Origin of the sequence: Enterobacter hormaechei subsp. hoffmannii (genome assembly GCF_001729745.1) — a bacterium.
Classification (GTDB): Bacteria; Pseudomonadota; Gammaproteobacteria; order Enterobacterales; family Enterobacteriaceae; genus Enterobacter; species Enterobacter intestinihominis.
On the sequence record NZ_CP017186.1, the window covers coordinates 2,939,141 to 2,961,240 of the forward strand.

The 22,100-nt window shown below is 56.0% G+C and carries 22 protein-coding genes; 9 read left to right on the forward strand and 13 right to left on the reverse strand.

Features of this window, described 5'->3' with window-relative positions; all coding sequences use genetic code 11:
- Positions 1-38: 38 nt before the first annotated feature.
- Positions 39-152 carry a protein YohO gene (locus tag BFV65_RS22920; protein WP_022648678.1) on the forward strand — a complete coding sequence of 38 codons (114 nt, stop codon included), beginning with the start codon at positions 39-41 and terminating at the stop codon, positions 150-152.
- Here the strand turns inward: BFV65_RS22920 and BFV65_RS13775 are convergent.
- The 5 genes from BFV65_RS13775 to bglX form a co-directional block, all read right to left on the reverse strand.
- A complete protein-coding gene (locus tag BFV65_RS13775) occupies positions 127-864 on the reverse strand; it encodes an ABC transporter permease (protein WP_069596769.1) in 738 nt (245 codons plus the stop codon). The genes BFV65_RS22920 and BFV65_RS13775 overlap by 26 nt on opposite strands.
- Complete coding sequence (locus tag BFV65_RS13780) at positions 848-1,798, reverse strand: ABC transporter ATP-binding protein (RefSeq protein WP_022648680.1); 951 nt, start codon at positions 1,796-1,798, stop codon at positions 848-850. The genes BFV65_RS13775 and BFV65_RS13780 overlap by 17 nt, the downstream gene beginning before the upstream one ends.
- Entirely contained in the window at positions 1,791-2,948 is a 1,158-nt protein-coding gene (locus tag BFV65_RS13785) for an ABC transporter permease (RefSeq protein ID WP_045620886.1), read from the reverse strand. Before BFV65_RS13785 ends, BFV65_RS13780 begins: the two co-directional genes overlap by 8 nt.
- Positions 2,949-2,960: 12 nt before the next feature.
- Entirely contained in the window at positions 2,961-3,878 is a 918-nt protein-coding gene (gene osmF, locus BFV65_RS13790; protein WP_045620887.1) for a glycine betaine ABC transporter substrate-binding protein OsmF, read from the reverse strand.
- A 136-nt stretch (positions 3,879-4,014) separates the two neighbouring features.
- A complete protein-coding gene (gene bglX / locus BFV65_RS13795) occupies positions 4,015-6,312 on the reverse strand; it encodes a beta-glucosidase BglX (protein ID WP_023300580.1) in 2,298 nt (765 codons plus the stop codon).
- Between the two features lie 189 nt (positions 6,313-6,501).
- Between bglX and dld the strand changes: the two genes are divergently transcribed.
- Together dld and BFV65_RS13805 are read left to right on the forward strand one after the other, a co-directional pair.
- Positions 6,502-8,259 (forward strand): D-lactate dehydrogenase, encoded by a 1,758-nt coding sequence (gene dld / locus BFV65_RS13800; protein ID WP_038416416.1) that lies wholly within the window; start codon positions 6,502-6,504, stop codon positions 8,257-8,259.
- Positions 8,260-8,361: 102 nt separating this feature from the next.
- Entirely contained in the window at positions 8,362-8,916 is a 555-nt protein-coding gene (locus BFV65_RS13805) for a GNAT family N-acetyltransferase (protein WP_022648685.1), read from the forward strand.
- A 105-nt stretch (positions 8,917-9,021) separates the two neighbouring features.
- Here BFV65_RS13805 and pbpG read toward each other — a convergent pair whose 3' ends face one another.
- Positions 9,022-9,945, reverse strand: coding sequence for a D-alanyl-D-alanine endopeptidase (gene pbpG / locus BFV65_RS13810; RefSeq protein ID WP_069596770.1), 924 nt, complete (start codon positions 9,943-9,945; stop codon positions 9,022-9,024).
- A gap of 167 nt (positions 9,946-10,112) precedes the next feature.
- The gene (locus tag BFV65_RS13815) at positions 10,113-10,700 is read right to left on the reverse strand and encodes a Yip1 family protein (protein WP_003859296.1); all 588 of its coding nucleotides are present in this window, start codon (positions 10,698-10,700) and stop codon (positions 10,113-10,115) included.
- A 157-nt stretch (positions 10,701-10,857) separates the two neighbouring features.
- On the opposite strand from BFV65_RS13815, the gene BFV65_RS13820 reads away from it, so the two are divergent.
- Positions 10,858-11,430: a DedA family protein gene (locus tag BFV65_RS13820; protein ID WP_022648686.1), complete on the forward strand. Its 573-nt coding sequence runs from the start codon at positions 10,858-10,860 to the stop codon at positions 11,428-11,430.
- A gap of 101 nt (positions 11,431-11,531) precedes the next feature.
- Here BFV65_RS13820 and BFV65_RS13825 read toward each other — a convergent pair whose 3' ends face one another.
- The gene (locus BFV65_RS13825) at positions 11,532-12,296 is read right to left on the reverse strand and encodes an SDR family oxidoreductase (protein WP_022648687.1); all 765 of its coding nucleotides are present in this window, start codon (positions 12,294-12,296) and stop codon (positions 11,532-11,534) included.
- Positions 12,297-12,346: 50 nt separating this feature from the next.
- A complete protein-coding gene (gene mdtQ, locus BFV65_RS13830; RefSeq protein ID WP_069596771.1) occupies positions 12,347-13,765 on the reverse strand; it encodes a multidrug resistance outer membrane protein MdtQ in 1,419 nt (472 codons plus the stop codon).
- A gap of 205 nt (positions 13,766-13,970) precedes the next feature.
- On the opposite strand from mdtQ, the gene yohP reads away from it, so the two are divergent.
- Positions 13,971-14,054 carry a small membrane protein YohP gene (gene yohP, locus BFV65_RS23185; RefSeq protein ID WP_000698460.1) on the forward strand — a complete coding sequence of 28 codons (84 nt, stop codon included), beginning with the start codon at positions 13,971-13,973 and terminating at the stop codon, positions 14,052-14,054.
- Positions 14,055-14,099: 45 nt separating this feature from the next.
- On the opposite strand, the gene dusC is transcribed toward yohP, so the two are convergent.
- Positions 14,100-15,035, reverse strand: coding sequence for a tRNA dihydrouridine(16) synthase DusC (gene dusC, locus BFV65_RS13835; protein WP_022648689.1), 936 nt, complete (start codon positions 15,033-15,035; stop codon positions 14,100-14,102).
- A gap of 168 nt (positions 15,036-15,203) precedes the next feature.
- Between dusC and BFV65_RS13840 the strand changes: the two genes are divergently transcribed.
- The 4 genes from BFV65_RS13840 (at position 15,204) to sanA (ending at position 18,142) form a co-directional block, all read left to right on the forward strand.
- Positions 15,204-15,599 carry a CidA/LrgA family protein gene (locus BFV65_RS13840; RefSeq protein WP_022648690.1) on the forward strand — a complete coding sequence of 132 codons (396 nt, stop codon included), beginning with the start codon at positions 15,204-15,206 and terminating at the stop codon, positions 15,597-15,599.
- Positions 15,596-16,291, forward strand: a complete 696-nt coding sequence (locus BFV65_RS13845; protein WP_038416419.1) for a CidB/LrgB family autolysis modulator — start codon at positions 15,596-15,598, stop codon at positions 16,289-16,291. The genes BFV65_RS13840 and BFV65_RS13845 overlap by 4 nt, the downstream gene beginning before the upstream one ends.
- A 128-nt stretch (positions 16,292-16,419) precedes the next feature.
- Positions 16,420-17,304 (forward strand): cytidine deaminase, encoded by an 885-nt coding sequence (gene cdd / locus BFV65_RS13850; protein ID WP_022648692.1) that lies wholly within the window; start codon positions 16,420-16,422, stop codon positions 17,302-17,304.
- A gap of 127 nt (positions 17,305-17,431) precedes the next feature.
- Positions 17,432-18,142, forward strand: coding sequence for an outer membrane permeability protein SanA (gene sanA, locus BFV65_RS13855; protein WP_022648693.1), 711 nt, complete (start codon positions 17,432-17,434; stop codon positions 18,140-18,142).
- A 127-nt stretch (positions 18,143-18,269) separates the two neighbouring features.
- Here sanA and mglC read toward each other — a convergent pair whose 3' ends face one another.
- The 3 genes from mglC to mglB all read right to left on the reverse strand — a co-directional run bounded on the left by mglC (position 18,270) and on the right by mglB (position 21,894).
- The gene (gene mglC, locus BFV65_RS13860; protein ID WP_022648694.1) at positions 18,270-19,280 is read right to left on the reverse strand and encodes a galactose/methyl galactoside ABC transporter permease MglC; all 1,011 of its coding nucleotides are present in this window, start codon (positions 19,278-19,280) and stop codon (positions 18,270-18,272) included.
- Between the two features lie 15 nt (positions 19,281-19,295).
- Positions 19,296-20,816 carry a galactose/methyl galactoside ABC transporter ATP-binding protein MglA gene (mglA, locus tag BFV65_RS13865; protein WP_003859320.1) on the reverse strand — a complete coding sequence of 507 codons (1,521 nt, stop codon included), beginning with the start codon at positions 20,814-20,816 and terminating at the stop codon, positions 19,296-19,298.
- 79 nt (positions 20,817-20,895) lie between these two features.
- On the reverse strand, positions 20,896-21,894 hold the full coding sequence (gene mglB, locus BFV65_RS13870) for a galactose/glucose ABC transporter substrate-binding protein MglB (RefSeq protein WP_022648695.1): 999 nt from the start codon (positions 21,892-21,894) through the stop codon (positions 20,896-20,898).
- Positions 21,895-22,100 lie beyond the last annotated feature (206 nt).

Here is a 22,100-nt window from a genome sequence, read left to right on the forward strand (position 1 = left end):
TCACCGTATAATTGTTCCGTTAACAACAGGAGCACATGATGAAGGCAACGAAACTGGCCGTAATTACCCTTTTTGCACTGATGGCCGTCAGCGGTATCGGTGGCGTTATGCTTGCAGGTTACTCGTTTATTGTTCGCGGCGGTGTTGGCTGAGGTATCCGGCCAGGCGTTCAAACAGGCGATCCACCACAATCGCCGCCAGCGCAACCAGAACCGCCCCCTGAATAATATAGGCCGTGTTAAACCCGCTTAACCCGATAATGATCGGCGTCCCCAGCGTATTGACCCCGACCGTCGACGCGATGGTTGCCGTACCAATGTTGATGATCACGGACGTCCGCACACCGGCAATAATCACCGGTGCGGCCAGCGGCAGTTCAACCTTCAGTAGCCGCTGCCAGGCGCTCATTCCCATCCCTTCCGCTACGCTCAGCACCGATGCAGGCACCGCCGCAATGCCCGCCAGCGTCCCTTGCAGAATGGGCAACACGCCGTACAAGATCAGCGCAATGATGGCAGGCTCCTGCCCAAAACCGATCGCCGGCACGGCAATCGCCAGCACGGCCACCGGCGGGAAGGTCTGCCCCGTTGCGGCGATGGTCTCCACCAACGGACGGAACTCCCTGCCCGCAGGCCGCGTCACCGCAATACCGGCACCTATGCCCAGCACGATGGCAATCACGCTTGACACCGCTACCAGCCAGAAGTGCGCCAGGGTGAGATTAACAAAGCTCTCCTGCTGGTACACCGGGCGCGGCAGCCCGGGAATAAGCGCATTAAACAGCGCCGCGCTGTGCGGCATCAGGTAGAGTAAGGCGATAAACAGCCCTGTCAGCCAGAGTAACGGATCACGGACCCACTTCACGCGTCACCTCCCCCGCCAGCAGATCGCGAAAATGGATCGTCCCGCATGGCGTACCCTGCCCGTCCGCAACGGGCAACACCTCACACTGCCGGGCGACAAACGCCGAAAGGGCATCGCGCAGGCTCATCCCGTCATGCAGCGGTTCACCACCGATTTGCGCATCCTGCGGACGCAGATAGTCCCTGACGGTGCGCAGCGAGAGCAGCCTGACACCCAGCTCGCTGCGGCCAAAGAACTCACGCACAAAATCGTTTGCCGGCGACGTTAACAGCTCAAGCGGCGTACCCTGCTGGACGACTTCGCCGTGATCCATCAGTACCAGACGATCGGCCAGCCGCAGTGCTTCGTCGATATCATGCGTCACCAGCACGATGGTGCGCCCGAGAATACGGTGGATGCGGCTCATCTCGGCCTGAAGTGCGCCGCGGGTGACCGGATCCAGCGCGCCGAAGGGCTCATCCATCAGCAGTACCTGCGGGTTAGCGGCCAGCGCGCGCGCCACCCCGACCCGCTGCTGTTGTCCGCCGGATAGCTGGTGCGGGTAGCGGTCGCGAAGCGACGCGTCCAGGCCCAGCAGCGCCATCAACTCGTCGACACGCTCATTGATCTTCCCCCGGGACCATTTTTCCAGCTGTGGCACGGTGGCAATGTTCTGCGCCACCGTCCAGTGGGGAAACAGGCCGATGGACTGAATGGCGTAGCCCATACGCCGCCGCAGCTCCAGCACCGGCAGGCTGCGGATCTCCTCTCCGGCAAAGCGAATCGTCCCGCTGTCGTGCTCCACCAGCCGATTGATCATCTTCAGCGTCGTCGATTTTCCCGACCCCGACGTCCCGATCAATACCGAGAACGCCCCCTCGGCAAAATGCAGATTGAGATGGCTTGCCGCCGGACGGCCCGCAAAGGTTTTACTCACATCATGAAATTCAATCATTGGCTCTTCTCCTGAGCAGCGCGAGCCACAGGGCAAACAGGGCATCCAGCACGACCGCCAGCGCAATCGTGGGCACAACGCCCAGCAACACCAGATCCAGCGCGCTGCTGAGCAGCCCCTGGAACACCAGCGCCCCAAAGCCGCCCGCCCCGATCAGCGCGGCAATTACCGCCATCCCAACGGTTTGCACCGTCACCACCCGCAGGCTGCGAACAAGCAGCGGAAGCGCAAGCGGCAGCTGTATTTTCCAGAAACACTGGCGCGCACTCATCCCCATCGCATGGGCGCTTTCCAGCACGTCGGGCGGAACCTGGCTTAACCCCGCCACCACGCCGCGCACCAGTGGCAGCAGCGCATACAACACAAGGGCAATCAGCGCCGGGGTCAGCCCGGTTCCGGCAATGCCTGCCGCGGCCAACGCAGGGAAGGATTTAACCAGACCGGCGAGGGGGGCAATCAGCAGGCCAAACAGGGCAACGGAGGGGATGGTCTGAATAACGTTGAGCACGGTAAAGACGGCACCCTGGCGGCTGGGATGTCGGTAGCACCACATGCCCAGCGGCACGCCCAGCAGCAGCGCCGGGACCAGCGTCCCGAACAGGATCGTCAGATGTTGCGCCAGCGCGTTGTCAAACACCTCCTGACGGTTGACGTACTCTTTTAACAGCGAGAGTTGATTCAGCTCGCCGCTGAAGAGGATCAGCAGGGGAATCACCCAGAATTGCGCGTTCAGCAGCCAGCGCCACACAGGTATCGGCGTCAGGCGGCGAATGGCATCGCTACAGGCCAGCAGGCAGAGTGCCAGCCACAGCCACAGGCCGCTGCCAATCGACGTGCGCGCCAGCGGGCTTTCAACCGAGGCCATCTGCGTTGCCGCCTGTCCTGCGCTCCAGAACAGTACGATAAACAGCGCTTCGCTGAGCAGAAGCGTCAGCCACAGCGCGGTTCGCCCCGGCCAGAAGGCTAAGACTACGGTACTCGCCAGCGCCGCGCCCAGCAGCAGCGGCGTAAATGCCCAGATCTGCCACAGCGCGCGCGGTTCGCCCGACACCAGACGGTTTGGCGCGACATTCACAAAAGGTAACGCGACCGCCACGATGGCCACACAGACCAACAGCAGCAGGACGCGGTTATGACATTTTATTGGCACAGCCTTATCCCGTTACTTCACAAGCCCTTGTTGTTTCAGGAAGTCGGCAGCCACTTTTTTGGCATCCAGCCCCTCTACGGCAATGCTGGCATTCAGCTGTTGCAGCGTTTTCGCATCCAGTTTTTCAAACACCGGTTTGAGCCAATCGTCGATATCCGGGTAGGCTTTCAGCACCGCCTCGCGCACGACCGGGGTTGGGGCGTAAATTGGCTGAACGCCTTTCGGGTCGGTCAGGGTTTGCAGACCAAGTGCCGCGACCGGGCCGTCGGTGCCGTAAGCCATCGCCGCGTTGACGCCGGAGGTTTGCTGCGCCGCCGCCTTAATGGTCACCGCCGTGTCGCCGCCCGCCAGAGAGAGCAGCTGTGCCTGATCGAGCTTGAAATCATAAGCTTTTTCAAACGCTGGCAGGGCATCAGCGCGCTCGATAAACTCTGCCGAGGCCGCGAGCTTAAACTCGCCCTTCTCTTTCAGGTAGCGGCTGAGATCGTCAAGCGAGGTGAGCTTGCCTTTCTCGGCGATATCTTTGCGCACCGCGATGGTCCAGGTGTTGTTGGCCGGTGCCGGTGTAAGCCAGACCAGCTTATTTTTTTCCGCGTCCAGCTTTTTGACTTTTTCGTACCCGGCTTTGGCATTTTTCCAGGCCGGATCGTTTTCATCCTTGAAGAAGAATGCCCCGTTGCCGGTGTATTCCGGGTAGATATCCAGCTCGCCGGAAGTGATAGCACCGCGCACGACAGGCGTAGTGCCAAGCTGCACTTTATTGACCGTTTTCACGCCGTGGCTTTCGAGCACCTGCAAAATGATATTGCCGAGCAACGCGCCCTCGGTATCAATTTTGGAACCCACCTTAACCGGCTCTGCGGCCTGTAACGGCAGGCTCAGCGCCGCCAGAAGCACCGCCGACCCTGTTATCCCCTTAATAATCGTCATTCTGCTTTCCTCATTATTTTGTGGCCTTTTTCATAGGCTTGAGAGAAAAGCGTAGCTTAAAACAGTGAATTTAACCGTTTTTCGTACCAGATGAGAGGCATCCCCCGCCAGGCGGGGGATAGGGAGAAAGGTAAGATTATTGCAGTTCAAACTCGGCTTTGTTCACGCGGGCGGAATCCACGCCGATGAAGACGTTGAATTTGCCAGGCTCGGCATCGTATTTCATCTGCTGATTCCAGAACTTCAGCGCATTTACGTCAATCGGAAAGCTGACCGTTTTGGTTTCGCCCGGTTTCAGGTTGACCTTTTCAAAGCCGCGCAGCTGTTTCACCGGACGGCTCATGGAGGCCGTGACATCCTGAACGTACATCTGGATCACCGTCGCACCTTCGCGTTTGCCGCTGTTGGTCACCTCCACGCTGGCGGTCACTTTGCCGTCACGCTTCAGGGTCGGCGCCGACATTTTCACGTCAGAGACCTTAAACGTGGTGTAGCTCAGGCCATAGCCAAACGGATAGAGCGGGCCGTTAGCCTCGTCGAAGTAACGGGACGTGTACTTGTTCGGCTTGTCGGCGTTGTACGGACGACCGGTGTTCAGGTGGCTGTAGTAAACCGGGATCTGCCCGACGGAGCGCGGGAAGGACATCGGCAGCTTGCCGGACGGGTTGTAATCGCCAAACAGCACGTCGGCAATGGCGTTACCGCCTTCGGTACCGGCGAACCAGGTTTCCAGAATGGCGTCAGCCTGCTGGTCTTCTTTCACCAGCGCCAGCGGACGCCCGTTCATCAGCACCAGCACCAGCGGCTTGCCGGTGGCTTTCAGGGCCGCGATCAGGTCACGCTGGCTTTGCGGGATCGTGATGTCGGTCCGGCTGGAGGCTTCGTGCGCCATCCCCTGCGCTTCACCCACCACGGCGACCACCACGTCGGACTGCTTCGCGGCGTTAACCGCTTCGTCGATCATCTCTTTCGGCGTGCGTGGATCCACCTTCACCGCTTCCTCATACTGGTTGAGGAAGGTCACGATGTCTTTATCGTCGGTGACGTTTGCGCCTTTGGCGTAAACCACTTTTGCATTATCACCCACAGCGCTCTTAATGCCTGTCAGCACGGTAACGGACTGATCCGCCACGCCTGCGGCGGACCAGCTGCCCATGACGTCACGCTTGCTGTCGGCCAGCGGACCGACCACGGCAATGGTGCCGGATTTTTTCAGCGGCAGCGTGTCGAGACGGTTTTTCAGCAGCACCAGGCTTTCGCGCGCCACTTCGCGGGCTTCTTTGCGGTGCAGGCGGCTTTCAGCATTGGTGTCCGCCGGATCAGATTCCTTCGGCCCCAGATGGCTGTAAGGATCGTTAAACAGCCCCATGTCATATTTCACGTTCAGCACGTGGCGAGCGGCATCGTCCAGCTCCGCCATCGTCACCTTGCCGCTCTTCACCAGCCCCGGCAGGTATTTGCTGTAGTATTCGTCGCTCATGCTCATGTTGATGCCGGACTTGAGCGCCACGCGTACCGCATCTTCCGGGTCAGACGCTGTGCCGTGCTTGATCAGCTCTTTAATCGCCCCGTGATCCGAAACGGTGATGCCCTTGAAGCCCCACTGGTCGCGCAGCACATCTTTCAGCAGCCACGAATCGGAGGTGGCAGGCGTGCCGTTGAGAGAGTTCAATGCCACCATCACCGCGCCGCTGCCCGCGTCAAGCCCCGCTTTGTACGGCGGCATATAGTCGTTAAACAGGCGCTGCGGACTCATGTCCACGGTGTTGTACTCTTTGCCGCCTTCCACCGCGCCATAGGCGGCGAAGTGCTTGACGCTGGTCATCACCGAGTAACGATCTGCCGGACTTTTGCCCTGCATCGCTTCCACCATGGTTTTGCCCATCGTGGCGGTTAAATAAGTATCTTCCCCAAAGCCCTCCGAAGCACGGCCCCAGCGCGGATCGCGGGAGACGTCTACCATCGGCGCCCAGGTCATGTTCAGGCCGTCGTCTGCGGCTTCATATGCCGATACGCGCCCGACGGTTTTCACCGCATCGAGGTTAAAGGAGGAGGCTAAGCCGAGGCTAATCGGGAAGACGGTACGCTGGCCGTGCACCACGTCGTAGGCGAAGAACAGCGGAATTTTCAGGCGGCTCAGTTCCATCACCTGATCCTGCATTTTGCGGATATCCTGGCGGGTAACGGTGTTAAAAATGGCTCCTACCTGCCCGTCTTTGATCATCTCGCGAATGGCTTCTTTCGGGTTCTCCGGGCCGACGCTGATCAGGCGCAGCTGGCCGATTTTCTCATCGACCGTCATCTTTTTGAGTAAATCCGTGACAAAGGCGTCGCGGGCTTCAGGCGTGAGCGGGTGATTACCAAACAAATCCTCTGCCAGCGCAGGTTGCAGCGCCAGGCTGACGGCGACACCTACAGAACATAGCCATTTCATGTTGTTATTCTCTCTCATCAATAACCGCGGGAAGCACCCGGCCAGACCGTGCGAAAAGCGCAGTGTGCCACAAAGCCTGAAAACCTTGCAGGGTTATTCTCTGATTTTTCTCATGAATACCCGACCGCTCAACGGCTAATCGCGCTATGCTTTACAGCGAGAAATTTGCCCCACCACAAGGAGTGGAAGATGTCTTCTGTTCGAACTAACGATAACACTACTTTTATTAACGAACTGTCGCGCCTGGTTGGTCACTCTCACCTGCTTACCGACCCGGCCAAAACCGCCCGCTACCGTAAGGGCTTTCGCTCCGGCCAGGGCGACGCGCTGGCGGTGGTCTTCCCCGGTACGTTGCTCGAACTGTGGCGCGTGCTCAGCGCCTGTGTTGCGGCAGACAAGATTATTTTAATGCAGGCTGCTAACACCGGCCTGACTGAAGGCTCCACGCCGAACGGCAACGATTACGATCGTGACATCGTGATTATCAGCACCCTGCGCCTCGACAAACTGCACCTGCTGGACAAGGGTGAACAGGTACTCGCCTTCCCCGGCACCACGCTCTACTCGCTGGAAAAGGCGCTTAAGCCGCTGGGTCGCGAACCGCACTCGGTGATCGGCTCTTCGTGCATTGGTGCCTCGGTGATCGGCGGGATCTGCAATAACTCCGGCGGCTCGCTGGTGCAGCGCGGCCCGGCCTACACGGAGATGTCGCTGTTTGCCCGTATCGATGAAAACGGCAAGCTGACGCTGGTTAACCATCTGGGGATCGATCTGGGTGTAACGCCAGAGCAGATTCTCAGCAAACTTGACGATGACCGCGTGAAGGACGAAGACGTTCAGCACGATGGCCGTCACGCGCATGACCACGATTACATCACCCGCGTGCGCGATATCAATGCCGATACGCCAGCGCGCTATAACGCCGATCCGGATCGCCTGTTTGAATCCTCCGGCTGCGCGGGCAAGCTGGCCGTTTTTGCGGTGCGCCTCGATACCTTCCCGGCAGAGAAAAAGCAGCAGGTGTTTTACATTGGCACCAATCAGCCGGAGGTGCTGACGGAGATCCGCCGTCATATTCTGGCCGAGTTCACTCACCTGCCGGTGGCGGGCGAGTATATGCACCGGGACATTTATGACATCGCTGAGCGCTACGGCAAAGATACCTTCCTGATGATCGACAAGCTCGGCACCGACAAAATGCCGTTCTTTTTCACCATGAAGGGCCGCACCGACGCGATGCTGGAGAAAGTCTCGCTGTTCAAACCGCACTTCACCGACCGCTTTATGCAGAAACTGGGCAACGCCTTCCCGGCGCATTTACCGGAGCGGATGAAGACCTGGCGCGATAAGTATGAGCACCACCTGCTGCTGAAAATGGCCGGGGACGGAATTGCCGAAGCGCAGAGCTGGCTCACCGAGTTCTTCAAAACTGCCGACGGGGATTTCTTCGCCTGCACGCCGGAAGAAGGCAGCAAAGCCTTCCTGCACCGCTTCGCCGCGGCGGGTGCGGCTATCCGTTATCAGGCTGTGCATTCCGAAGAGGTAGAGGATATTCTGGCGCTGGATATTGCCCTGCGTCGCAACGATACCGAGTGGTTTGAACATCTGCCGCCGGAGATTGACAGCAAGCTGGTGCACAAGCTCTATTACGGCCACTTCATGTGCTATGTCTTCCACCAGGATTACATCGTCAAAAAAGGGGTGGATGCGCATGCGTTGAAAGAGCAGATGCTGGCGTTGCTGCACGAGCGTGGCGCGCAATATCCTGCCGAGCACAACGTGGGGCATCTGTACAAAGCGCCGGAGACGCTTAAACAGTTTTATCGCAAAAATGACCCTACAAACAGTATGAACCCCGGCATTGGTAAGACAACGCGGAAGAAATACTGGAAAGAGAGTGCCGAAACAGAGAAGCAAAATACGCAAGCCTCTGATGAACGCCTATAGCCAAATTTAAGAGATTGTTAAGCTCTCCTCAATCGAACTAGAGTATCTGCCTGTTGCCAGAGAAACGTTTCTCTGGCTTTCCAAAAAAGGAGCGGGCAGAACATGTCGGCTGTAGAGATTTTACCCGAAACTGAAATCGAGGTGCGCGACGCCCTTCCTGACGATGCACATGCCATCTCGGCGATATACGCCTGGCATGTGCTTCATGGCCGTGCGTCGTTCGAGGAAGTTCCCCCCACCGTCGATGAGATGCGTCAGCGGATGAAGAGTGTGACCGACAGCGGTTTACCGTGGCTGGTTGCGCTGTATCGCGGCATTGTCGTCGGCTATTGCTACGCCACGTTTTATCGTCCACGCCAGGCCTACCGGTACACCCTTGAGGAATCCATCTATGTGGATGCCAGCACCACCGGGCGCGGGTTTGGCTCGGCGCTGATGGATGCCCTGATTGCACGGTGTGAGCAAGGTCCCTGGCGGCAGATGATTGCTGTGGTCGGTGACGGAAACAATAATGCGGGATCGTTACGGCTGCATAAAAAACATGGCTTCGAGGTTGTCGGTCAACTGCGCAGCGTGGGGTATAAGAAGGGCGACTGGCGGGATACGTTGATCATGCAGCGTCCACTCAACGATGGTGACTGGACGCTGCCGGAGTAGGCGCTTTCGCCCGGTGGCGCTCCGCTTACCGGGCCTACGTATCGGGGCCGCTTTAGGGCCGTAGGCCGGGTAAGGCGAAGCCGCCACCCGGCACAGACAGGCGACTCAGTCGTTCTGCGCCGTCGCCATCTGTTCCGCTTTCTGCTTTTTATACGCCAGCGCTGAAGCCGGCACCGGCTGCACTTTCCCGGTTTCAATCCAGGTGCGCAGGCGGCTGGCATCCGCAAAGTGGGTATATTTGCCGAAGGCATCCATCACCACCAGCGCCACTGGTTTACCGTTAAACACGGTGCGCATCACCAGGCAGTGCCCTGCCGCATTGGTAAATCCGGTCTTGGTTAACTGAATATTCCAGTTATCGCGATACACCAGATGGTTAGTGTTGCGGAACGGCAGCGTATACGCCGGGTTCGAGAATGTCGCCATCTCCTCACGCGTGGTGCTGAGCTGACCAATCAGCGGGTATTGCTTACTGGCGATCAGCAGCTTGGTTAAATCACGCGCCGTCGAGACGTTATGGATCGACAGACCGGTTGGCTCCACGAAATGGGTATTTTTCATCCCCAACGCTTTGGCTTTGGCATTCATCGCGCGGATAAACGCGTCGTAACCGCCAGGATAATGGTGGGCAAGGCTCGCCGCCGCGCGGTTCTCTGAGGACATCAGCGCCAACAGCAGCATATTTTTACGGCTGATTTCACTGTTCAGACGCACGCGAGAGTAGATCCCTTTCATCTCTGGCGTGTGGCTGATATCCACTTTTAGCTTTTCGTCCAGCGGCAGTCGTGCATCAAGCACCACCATCGCGGTCATGACTTTGGTTATGGAAGCGATCGGGCGCACCAGATCCGGGTGACTGGCGTAGATCACCTTGTTGGTCTTCAGGTCAACGATCATCGCGCTGCCGGACGCAATCTGGGGTTGCGCAGCAGCGGTGGCAACTGCGGGCGTTTTGGCGATGGCTGGCGCGGTAGCGGAGACGCCCAACAGTAGCGCAAGACTAAGGAGTGACACTCGAAATTTCAGCATGATGAGACTTCTGATAATGATTCACGCACGTTATGACGTACACCGCCTGTGTCGACGGATAAACACAGGCTGGCTTCGGCATCATAGCGGTCACCGTGCGTTGTCGCCAGCGGAGAATCATAACCAGATGCTGCATTGCTGGCATTTACGCCAGCAATGCAGGGGACTTAAAAGAGACGGTATCCATAACCCCAAAGAATAACTGTCAGGGCCAGTAGCGCCTCAAGGACCAGCACGCCGATGGCAAGCGTAGAGCTGGAGAAGCTCAGGCCCTCTTCTTTATTGATGTTGAGGAAGGTTGGCACTCCTACATACAGCAGATAACCGGTGTAAAAGAGGGCAACCGTACCGATCAGCGCGCACAGCCAGACCAGTGGATAGAGCGCAACAATACCGCTTAAGAACAGCGGGGTCGCGACGTATCCGGCGAAGACCATACAGTGTGCCAGCGACGGGCGCTGCGGATAGTTGCGCGCCATCCAGTGGATGACCCGCCCCATTACCGCCACCCCGGCCAGCATCAGGCCATAAAACAGAATGGCCAGGTACAGTCCGGTAAACCAGGAAAGCTGAACCACGGTGCCGTCACCAAAGTTCCAGCCTATTTGCGTAGTACCAATAAACGCGCAGACCACCGGCACCGCTGCCATCAGCAGGACGTGGTGGGTGTAGTGATGCGCGACCGTTTCGTTCTCGTTACGGATGACCTGCATTTCACGATCGGGATGGGAGAAAAGTCCCCAGACATGGTTCATAACGCCCCCTTGTTGTCGGCCCGTCAGCGATAGCTAAAGTATAATGCAGGCTTTAGATTATTTTATGTACAGTGGGAAATTTCCGTTGATTGCCGCGTGGTTGATGGATGGGGTATATGATTAACGCAGGCACAGTAAGGGAGATGACATTTACTTAATGGATATCAACGGTCTTATTGAACAATATGGATACGCCGCGCTGGTCATCGGCAGCGTGGCAGAGGGTGAAACCATCACGCTGCTGGGCGGAGTGGCCGCACATCAGGGATTGCTGAAATTCCCGCTGGTGGTCGCCGCCGTCGCACTGGGCGGTATGATTGGCGACCAGCTGCTCTACTTTCTGGGTCTGCGCTTTGGTCCGACGCTTTTACAACGTTTTGCTAAGCATCAAAAGAAAATTCGTCGTGCTCAGCGGCTTATCCAGCGGCATCCCTATATGTTTGTGATTGGCACCCGCTTTATGTATGGCTTTCGCATCATTGGGCCAATACTGATTGGCGCGAGCCGCTTACCGCCGAAAATTTTCCTGCCGCTGAACATTATCGGGGCGATTGCCTGGGCGTTGATTTTTACCACGCTTGGCTACGTGGGTGGCGAAGTGATAGGCCCGTGGCTGCATAATCTCGATCAGCATCTTAAACACTGGGCCTGGCTGATCCTGGTTGTTGCGGTGGTGATTGGGGTACGGCTGTGGCTCAAGCATCGTGAAAAGCGGCGGGATGAAGAGTGAGTGCGGCCTGCTGCCCCTCACCCTACCCCTCTCCCCTTTGGGGAGAGGGAACTTTATACACCCTCTCCCCTTTGGGGAGAGGGCTGGGGTGAGGGGAATGTTTATTCTGCTGGCTTAAACTGCGGATTCGCCAGCATAAAACCGCCGTCGACGATAAACGACTGCCCGGTGGTGTAGCTGGCGTCGCTGTCACACAGCCACGCCACCAGGCTGGCTATTTCTTTGGTATGCCCTGGCCGTGCCAGCGGGATTTCCGGCATTGAACCTTCTTTCACTTCGCTGTCGTCCATATCATTCATCGGCGTGGCGATCGCACCAGGCGCAACGGCGTTCACCAGAATCTTATGTTTAACCAGCTCCAGCGCCATCGATTTTGTTAACCCGCCCAGCGCATGTTTGGCCGCCGTATAGGCGCTGGCGTCCGGCAATGGTGTATGTTCATGCACCGAGGTGATGTTCACGATCCGCCCCCCTTCTCCCTGCTTCACCATCTGACGCGCCGCGATTTGCGAGCAGAGAAACGCGCCGTCCACGTCAACGGTGAATATGTGCCGCCAGTCGTCAAACGACAGGTCCAGAAATGGCGCTTTGTTCATCGCCCCGGCATTGTTAACCAGCACATCCAGCCGCCCGAAACGCGTAATCAGGGTTTCAATGGCCTTTGCGCCTTCCGGCAAATTGCTTAAGTCGAGCTGGATGGCCTCGGCACGCTGCCCGCGCGCTTCAATTTCACGGCAGGTTGCCAGCGCCCCTTCCTCATCTGAATGCCAGGTCACCCCGATATCAAACCCGCGTTCGGCCAGCATCAGGGCCGTCGTTTTGCCAATTCCTGAATCTGATGCGGTAACAATTGCGACTCGCGTCATACTCACCTCCTGAAAATCTGCAAAGAGGTAAGTATAGATAATGCGCGATTTTAGCTGTGATGATATCCGCCACCCAGCGCGGAGGTGAGCTGGAGCGTAGCATCCACGTACTGACCTTTCAGCATCAACCCGGCAATACGCTCTTTGAGCGCCGGAATTTTTGCTTCACTCACCCGCGAGCCGGCAATGATCCCCGCGCTGAAGCGCGCCTGTGCCAGCGCAACGACGCGCGCCGCATCTTTTTCGATCTGCTGCTGGTGCTGATTTTTGGCGGTCAGGGTTTCCACTTCGCTGGCCGTCCGGGCAACCTGGTTTACGGCGTCCACTACGGCCTTGTTGTAGTTCGCCACGGAGAGGTTGTTTTGCGCCTGGGCGATATCCAGGTTCGCATTCAACCGACCACTGTCAAAAATTGGCAGCGTCAGCCCCGCGGTTACGCCCATTTGCTGAGCAGATGAGCGGAACAGGTCGCTAAGGTGCAACGCATCCTGCTGCAAGAACGCCATCAAATTGATGTCAGGGTAGAACGCGGCTCTGGCGGCATCCACTTCGCTCATGGACGCTTCGATATACCAGTGCGCCTCCTGCAAATCCGGGCGGCGAGCCAGCAGCTCATAACCGAGCGTTGACGGCAGCGACGCCTCTGCGTCAGATAAGGCATGCCGGGCGAGCGTGACTGAAGGGGTATTGGTCAATGCATTCAGACGCGCCTCAATGGCCTTCATTTTGCCGTGCACGTCAGCGAGCTGTTCATCGGTTTTGCTGGCATTGATATCTGTTTCAACGCCTTCCACCGAGGAGGTAATGCCGTGCTGATAAAGCTCACGATCGGCACCGATGATATTTTCCTGCTCCCGTTTGATCTGCGCGAGCACGTCACCCACCGCGGCCTCGGTCTGCCAGTCCCAGTACAGCCGCGCTACGCTGCTGGCGAGCAGCTGTCGGGTCTGCTCCAGCTCCGCTTTTTGCGCATTCACTTTACCGATGCGGGCCTCAATTTGGGCGCGGTTTTTACCCCATAAATCCAGATCCCATCCGGCCGTCAGACCAAAGGTGCCGTTGGTGTACCAGGGTCCGGTTGTCCCCGCCGCCGGGTCAGTCAGGGCGAATGGCCCCATCAGCCCCTCTGCCGACATCTTTTGCCGTTCCACATCTGCGGAAAAATCCATTTGTGGACCATCAGCAGCGACAGCGGCTTTCGCCTGTGCTTCTGCCAGGGTGATGCGCTGCCGGGCAATTTGCATATCCGGTGCATCCGCCAGCGCTTTAGCAATCAGCGCGTTAAGCTGAGGGTCATTAAAATCTTTCCACCATTCGTTTTTTGGCCAGTCGGCATGACTTAGTTGGGTATTTACAGCAGCGGCGGCGGCTTGCGTTTTCACTGGAGACACCGTGGCATGTTCCGGCGCGCAGGCGGCCAGCATAAAAATAAGGGGAGCACTCAGAGATAAAGTGAGGGTACGTTTCATTACGCCATGAACTCAAAAAAAATAAAGACGCAACTTACGCTTACTGACGTTCCGTTTTTTAGTAACGCGTGGCAATCCGCATATTGTTATACATTTTCATATCCGGAAATTTATTCCCCAAGCGAATGATTTAATTTCACCTATTCATACCAATTATGAATTGACTGCTACACTTACTGACGACAGACATACGCAGGAGAGGCGAATGAAAATATTATTGTGGGCTATTTTGATTATATTTCTGATAGGGCTGCTGGTGGTAACCGGCGTATTCAAAATGATTTTCTGATACGTTTGCCCGGCTCCGCGCCGGGCAAACGTATTCACACTTCACTCAGTGCTTCGACTGGATCACACGGGCAATATCCGCAGACGTCTGTAGCGTACGGATCTCCTGAAATAATCCCAGCGCGTCGTCGTACTCTTTCCGTAAATAACTCAGCCACTGCTTAATGCGCGCGACATGATACAACCCGGTATCGCCCTGCTTTTCCAGCCGCGTGTATTTTTGCAGGAGTTTCACCACGTCCGCCCACGGCATCCGCGGCTCATTGTATTTCACCACCCGGCTGAGGTTCGGCACGTTCAGCGCACCGCGGCCAATCATCACGGCATTACAGCCGGTCTCTTTGAGGCAGGCCTGCGCGCTCTCGTAATCCCAGATTTCGCCGTTAGCAATCACCGGAATAGTAAGCCGTTTGCGGATCTCGCCAATCGCCTGCCAGTTAATGCGCTCGGCTTTATAACCATCCTCTTTGGTTCGCCCGTGCACCACCAGCTCGGTGGCGCCCGCCTGCTGCACCGCGTCGGCAATTTCAAACTGCTTGTCGCCGCTGTCCCATCCCAGACGCACTTTGACCGTCACCGGCAGATGCGATGGCACCGCCTCACGCATGGCCTTTGCGCCGCGATAAATCAATTCCGGATCTTTGAGTAACGTCGCCCCGCCGCCGCTGCCGTTGACCAGCTTTGACGGACAGCCGCAGTTAAGATCGACACCGTACGAGCCAAGCGCTACCGCGCGGGCGGCGTTTTCCGCCAGCCACTCAGGATACTGGCCGAGCAGCTGGACGCGCACCAGCGTACCGGAGGGGGTGCGGCTCTGACGATGCAGTTCCGGACAGAGACGATAAAATGATTTTTCTGGCAGCAACATATCGACCACGCGCAAAAACTCCGTCACGCAGAGATCGTAATCGTTCACCTCGGTAAGCAGCTCGCGCACAAGAGAGTCGAGCACGCCTTCCATCGGGGCCAGTAAAACACGCATTCTGAGTACCTGTGAAAAAAGACGCGCTATAGTAGCTGCTCTCTATGTATGTTGAAAGCCCGGCGTTCCATTCTGGAATGTCTGGTATGCCCAAAATTCATGATGTGATCCGTGGCACATTTTCAGGTTTAATTGTATGATGAATACGTCTCAGCAAGGACTTTCACCATGAGCAAATCACTGAATACTATCTGGCAATACCTTCGCGCCTTCGTCCTGATTTATGCCTGCCTGTACGCCGGCATTTTTATCGCGTCGCTGCTGCCTATTACCATCCCCGGCAGCATTATCGGCATGTTGATCCTGTTTGTGCTGCTGGCATTACAGGTGCTGCCCGCGAAATGGGTCAACCCGGGGTGCTTCGTTCTCATTCGCTATATGGCCCTGCTTTTTGTGCCTATCGGCGTTGGGGTTATGCAGTATTACGATGTGCTTAAGGCGCAGTTCGGCCCGATAGTGGTCTCCTGCGCCATCAGTACGCTGGTAGTTTTCCTGGTCGTCAGCTGGAGCTCACACATTGTGCATGGCGAACGTAAGGTCATCGGGGAGAAAACAAAAAAATGATGGCGAATATCTGGTGGTCCCTGCCGTTAACCCTGGTGGTGTTCTTTGCTGCGCGTAAGCTTGCGGTTCGTTTCAAAATGCCGTTGCTCAACCCGCTGCTGGTCGCCATGGTGGTGATTATTCCTTTTCTGCTGCTCACCGGCATTTCTTATGAACGTTACTTCGCCGGGAGCAAGATCCTCAACGATTTGTTGCAGCCGGCCGTGGTGGCTCTGGCGTTTCCTTTATATGAGCAACTGCATCAGATCCGCGCGCGCTGGAAATCCATCATAACCATCTGCTTTGTGGGTAGCCTTGTTGCGATGATCACCGGTACCTCGGTGGCCTTATTGATGGGCGCATCGCCGCAGATCGCCGCCTCTATTCTGCCTAAATCCGTTACTACGCCGATTGCCATGGCCGTGGGCGGCAGTATCGGCGGCATTCCGGCCATCAGCGCCGTGTGCGTGATTTTCGTCGGTATCCTGGGCGCGGTGTTTGGTCATACGCTGCTGAATATCATGAAAATTCGGACCAAAGCGGCGCGCGGTCTGGCGATGGGTACCGCCTCGCACGCGCTGGGCACCGCACGCTGCGCGGAGCTGGATTATCAGGAAGGGGCATTCAGCTCCCTGGCGCTGGTGATCTGCGGGATTATAACCTCCCTGGTCGCGCCGTTTATCTTCCCGATTATTCTGGCAGTAATGGGCTAAAATTTGCGATGCGTCGCGCAAATTTCATTTTCATTTCATAAGTTGCATACATAATGAGATTTGGATCACATATAAAGGCCGTACGGCTCCGTACACTACCGATCCATTAACCTTGATGAGGCAACGTCATGCATCCACGTTTTCAAGCTGCTTTCTCTCAGCTTGCAGAGAATTTGCAATCAGCCCTGGCTCCGGTTCTGGCGGATGCGCATTTCCCCGCCCTGCTGACGGCAGATCAGGTCACGACGCTTAAACAGGCAACGGGGCTGGACGAAGACGCGCTGGCTTTCGCCCTGCTGCCGCTGGCGGCTGCTTGCGCCCGCGCTGACCTTTCCCATTTTAACGTTGGCGCAATTGCGCGCGGTGTGAGCGGGACCTGGTACTTCGGCGGGAACATGGAGTTTCTCGGTGCGACCATGCAGCAAACCGTTCATGCGGAGCAGAGTGCCATCAGTCACGCCTGGCTGCGCGGCGAAAAGGCCCTGCGCGCCATCACCGTCAACTATACCCCTTGCGGCCACTGCCGCCAGTTTATGAATGAGCTGAACAGCGGTCTTGAACTGCGTATCAACCTGCCGGGACGCGCGCCGCATACGCTGGGTGATTACCTGCCGGATGCTTTTGGCCCTAAAGATCTTGAGATCAAAACCCTGCTGATGGACGAGCAGGACCACGGTTACGCGCTCTCAGGGGATGCGCTCAGCGAAGCGGCCATTGCCGCCGCCAATAAAAGCCACACGCCATACAGCAAATCACCAAGCGGCGTCGCCCTTCAGTGCCGCGACGGCCGCATCTTCACCGGCAGCTATGCAGAGAACGCCGCGTTTAACCCGACGCTGCCTCCGCTCCAGGGCGCCCTGAACCTGCTCAGCCTGAACGGGTATGACTACCCGGATATTCAGCGCGCGATCCTCGCTGAAAAGGCCGATGCACCGCTGATCCAGTGGGACGCGACCGCAGCCACGCTGAAAGCGCTGGGCTGTTCAACCATCGACCGCGTGCTGCTGGCATAATCTGTTCGGCGGGCAAATTTGCCCGCCAGTCTGACGAAAAACCCCTCAGTTGAATCGCTGTTTCTTGCGCTAACCAGGCGGGTACAGTAGCCTGAGGGAAATTTCATCATCGGTACGAGCCATCTGCATGTTAAAGCGCGTGTTTTACAGCCTGTCTGTCCTGGTCGGCATACTGCTGTTGATCGTGCTGGGTCTCGACCGCTGGATGAGCTGGAAAACAGCTCCCTACATTTTTGACGACCTACAGGACCTCCCCTACCGCCAGGTTGGCGTGGTGCTTGGCACCGCCAAGTATTACCGCACCGGCGTCATCAATCAGTATTACCGGTATCGTATTCAGGGCGCGCTGAACGCCTATAACAGCGGCAAGGTGAACTATCTGCTGCTGAGCGGCGATAACGCGCTGCAAAGCTATAACGAGCCGGTGACGATGCGCAAAGACCTGATTGCCGCAGGCGTCGACCCGGCCGATATCGTGCTCGACTACGCCGGATTCCGCACGCTTGATTCCATCGTGCGTACCCGCAAGGTGTTCGACACCAATGATTTCATCATCATCACCCAGCGTTTCCACTGCGAGCGGGCGCTGTTTATCGCCCTGCATATGGGGATCCAGGCCCAGTGCTACGCCGTGCCGTCGCCAAAAGATATGCTGAGCGTACGCGTACGTGAGTTTGGCGCTCGTTTTGGCGCGCTGGCTGACCTGTACCTGTTCAAGCGTGAACCGCGCTTTTTAGGCCCGCTGGTGCCGATCCCAACGATGCACGAAGTGCCTGAAAATGCGCAAGGTTATCCGGCGGTGACGCCGGAGCAGCTGCTGGAAATGCAGAAGAAGTAATAACTGATGTCGGGTGGCGGCTTCGCCTTACCCGACCTACGATCGCGATTTTGTAGGCCCGGTAAGCGTCGCGCCACCGGGCAAAAAAAGGCCCGCTACGTGAGCGGGCCTTTCCATTCTGAAGAACTTATTTCTTACGCGCGTACTTCAGTGAATCCAGGGCAACCGCGAAGATAATGATCGCGCCCTTGATGATGTACTGCCAGTACGGGTTCACGCCGATGTAGGTCAGGCCGTAGTTGATCACGGTGAAGATGATCACACCGGTCACCACGCCCAGCACGGTACCCACGCCGCCGCTGAAGGAGACGCCGCCGACCACGCAGGCCGCAATCGCATCCAGCTCGTACATAAAACCGAGGTTGTTGGTGGCAGAGCCGATACGGCCTGCTTCCAGCATCCCGCCGAAGGCGTAGAACACACCGGACAGGGCATAAATCATCAGCAGGTTCAGAGCCACGTTGACGCCGGAGACTTTCGCCGCTTCCGGGTTGCCGCCGATAGCAAAGATGTTTTTACCGAAGCGGGTTTTGTTCCACAGGATCCAGACGAACGCCACCGCAATCAGCGCATAGAAGGTGATATAGGAGAGACGGAAGCTGCCCAGCGCAACAAACCCCTGCGTGAAGGTCGAGAAGCCGCTTTCGAAGCCAGAGATTGGAGACGCGCCGACGAAATCGTAGTACAGGGAGTTGATACCATAAACGATGATCATCGTGCCAAGCGTGGTGATGAATGGCGTCACGTTCAGGTAAGCAATGATGATGCCGTTAATCAGGCCAATTACCGCGCCGATGGCGCATACGATCAGGATCACCACGAAAATCGGCATGGTCGCCATCTCCGGGAACACCTTGTTGGCGTTTTCCATCGACTGCAACAGGGTTGCCGCAATAACCGCCGCCAGACCCACCTGGCGCCCTGCCGAAAGGTCTGTCCCCTGGGTAACGATGAGCCCTGCCACGCCCAGTGCGATGATAATACGTACGGAAGACTGGGTCAGAATATTACTTAAGTTCAGCAGACTTAAGAACGTTGGGTCCTGGAAAATAATTATCGCCAGCAAGACTAAAAGAACAACGTAAATACCGCCTTCTTTCAGATAAGTGAGAAAACTTTTTTTATTTAACGCACTCATGAGGAGCCCCTGATCTTAAAGGTGCAAAGACGCAAGACGCAAAATTTCGTTTTGCGTTGTCGTTTTGGTTTCAACAATACCGGCAACGAGACCATTGCTCATAACCAGAATACGGTCTGTGATCCCTAACAATTCCGGCATTTCGGAAGAAATAATAATGATCCCTTTATCTTTTTTCGCCAGCTCTGCGATCAGCTGGTAAATCTCGAATTTTGCACCCACGTCGATACCGCGCGTAGGTTCATCCAGCATCAGTATTTCAGGCTGGGTTAATAGCCAGCGACCAATAATGACTTTCTGCTGGTTCCCTCCCGAGAGTGAGCCAATTTGCGTGCGGTGGCCCGGCGTTTTCACGCGCATGGAGTCAATCACCCATTGGGTATCGCTCTTCATGCGGGAATTATCCAGCAACCCGACCTTGTTTTTGTAATTGCGAATATTAGAAATTAACGAGTTAAAGTTAATATCAAGATAAGCGTAAATACCGGTGGAACGCCGCTCTTCCGTCACCAGCGCAAAACCATTATTAATGGCTTCATTGGCGTTGTGGTTGTTGATTTTCTTACCGTGCAGGGTAATGGTGCCTTCGGCTTTCTCACGGATACCAAACAGGGTTTCCACGATATCGGTGCGCTTAGCGCCCACCAGCCCTGCGATACCAAGGATCTCGCCCTTGTGCAAATCGAAAGAGACATCGCGGATGGACGGCTGACGCAGTGAGGTCAGGTTACGCACCTCCAGAATCACTTCGCCCGGCTTGTTTTCTTTATCCGGGAAGCGCTGGTTCAATGAACGGCCAACCATCATGGCGATGATCTTGTCCATGTCCAGCCCTTCCAGCGGCTGGGTGGCAATCCACTGGCCATCGCGCAGGATGGTAATTTCATCGCACAGCTGGAAGATCTCTTCCATTTTATGTGAGATATAGACAATGCCGCAGCCGCGATCTTTCAGCTTACGGATGATGGTAAAAAGGTGGTTAACCTCTTTTTCCGTTAATGACGATGTCGGTTCATCCATGATCACGATTTTCGCATCATAGGAGAACGCTTTGGCAATTTCGATCATCTGCATCTGGGAAACGGATAATGTCCCGACGCGTGCGCGCGGGTCAATATCAATATCCAGCTCATCGAAAATGGCTTTGGTGTCGCGATACATTTTATCCTGATCGACAAAGACACCTTTGGTTGGATAGCGGCCCAACCACATATTATCCATAACTGAACGTTGCAGAACCAGGTTTAATTCCTGGTGTACCATCGAGATACCGTTCTCCAGCGCTTCTTTCGCTGAATGGAAGTCGATCTCTTTTCCCTGAAAAAGAATGCTGCCAGAATCTTTTTGATAGATCCCAAAAAGGCATTTTAATAATGTTGATTTACCCGCACCGTTTTCACCCATTAACGCATGAATAGAGTGAGGACGAACTTTTAAATTAACATTATCGAGCGCCTTAACACCGGGGAATGACTTGTTAACACCGGTCATTTCCAACAAGTATTCACCGGACGACTGAGTAGTTGTGCTGACCATAATTATACCTTGTTGGCCTCGCATATCGCGTTATAAAAGGGCGCAACGAATTGCGCCCAGTGAAGACAATTCAGATAACTTATTTACCGATAAACTCAGCCAGGTTGGACTGGTCTACGCCCACGTAAGGAACGCGAACGATTTTGTTTTCAATTTTCCAGCTGGTGCCGTCAGCAGCGCCTTTACCATCAGCGAGGTTTTTCGCCAGATCGAAGGTGGCTTTCGCCTGGTTGTTAGCATCGTTCAGCACGGTACCGGCCATTGCGCCAGATTTCACCAGCGCCAGCGCTTCTGGTAGGGCATCCACACCGAATACAGGAATGGCGGATTTGTTGTGTGCTTTCAGCGCTTCAACTGCACCCATTGCCATTGCATCGTTGTTGGCGATGACCACTTCAATTTTGTTGGCGTTCGGGCCAGAGAGCCACGCATCCATCTTATCTTTCGCCTGAGCGGTGTCCCACATTGCGGTGTCTAACGCCAGCTGCTGGGTTTTCAGGCCCTTGTCGTTCAGCTCTTTAATAACGTAGGTGGTACGTGCTTCAGCATCCGGATGGCCCGGTTCGCCTTTCAGCAGAACGAACTGGATCTGACCATCTTTGTTCATATCCCAGTTTGGGTTCGCCGCCCAGTGTTTCGCAATAAGATCGCCCTGGATAATCCCGGACTCTTTGGAGTCAGTACCCACGTAATACGCTTTATCGTAGCTGTCCAGCGCTTTACGGGAAGGCTCTTTGTTGAAGAAGACAATCGGCACGTTCTGGCCGCGTGCTTTCTCGATCACCGTACCTGCCGCAGCCGGGTCAACCAGGTTAATAGCCAGCGCTTTCACGCCTTTTGCCAGAAGAACGTCAATCTGATCGTTCTGTTTAGACTGGTCATTCTGGGAGTCATTCATCAGCAGCTGCACGTCTGGCGCTGATTTAGCATCTTTTTCAATTGCTTTACGCACAACGGACATGAAGTTGTCGTCGTATTTATAGATAGTCACGCCAATACGGGTATCCGCTGCGTGTGCTGCTGCGCCAAAAAGCATGCTTGCCATGACAGCAGACAGAGTCAACACCTTCTTATTCATGGTATCTCCGGTTTTTTTTATGCAGGGTAGTTCTTGTGAAAAACGGTCGGCGGGCAGATGTTAATAAAACGTTACTGATCGCCGAAGTTCACTTATAAAATGTCCAGCTTCCGTGTTCGGTAACGCTCCAGAAATGCGTTTTATTCGTTGTTTGAGGCATTCTGGTAACGGTAAAAGTGAATAATCACCGTTACATTGTGTTTCAG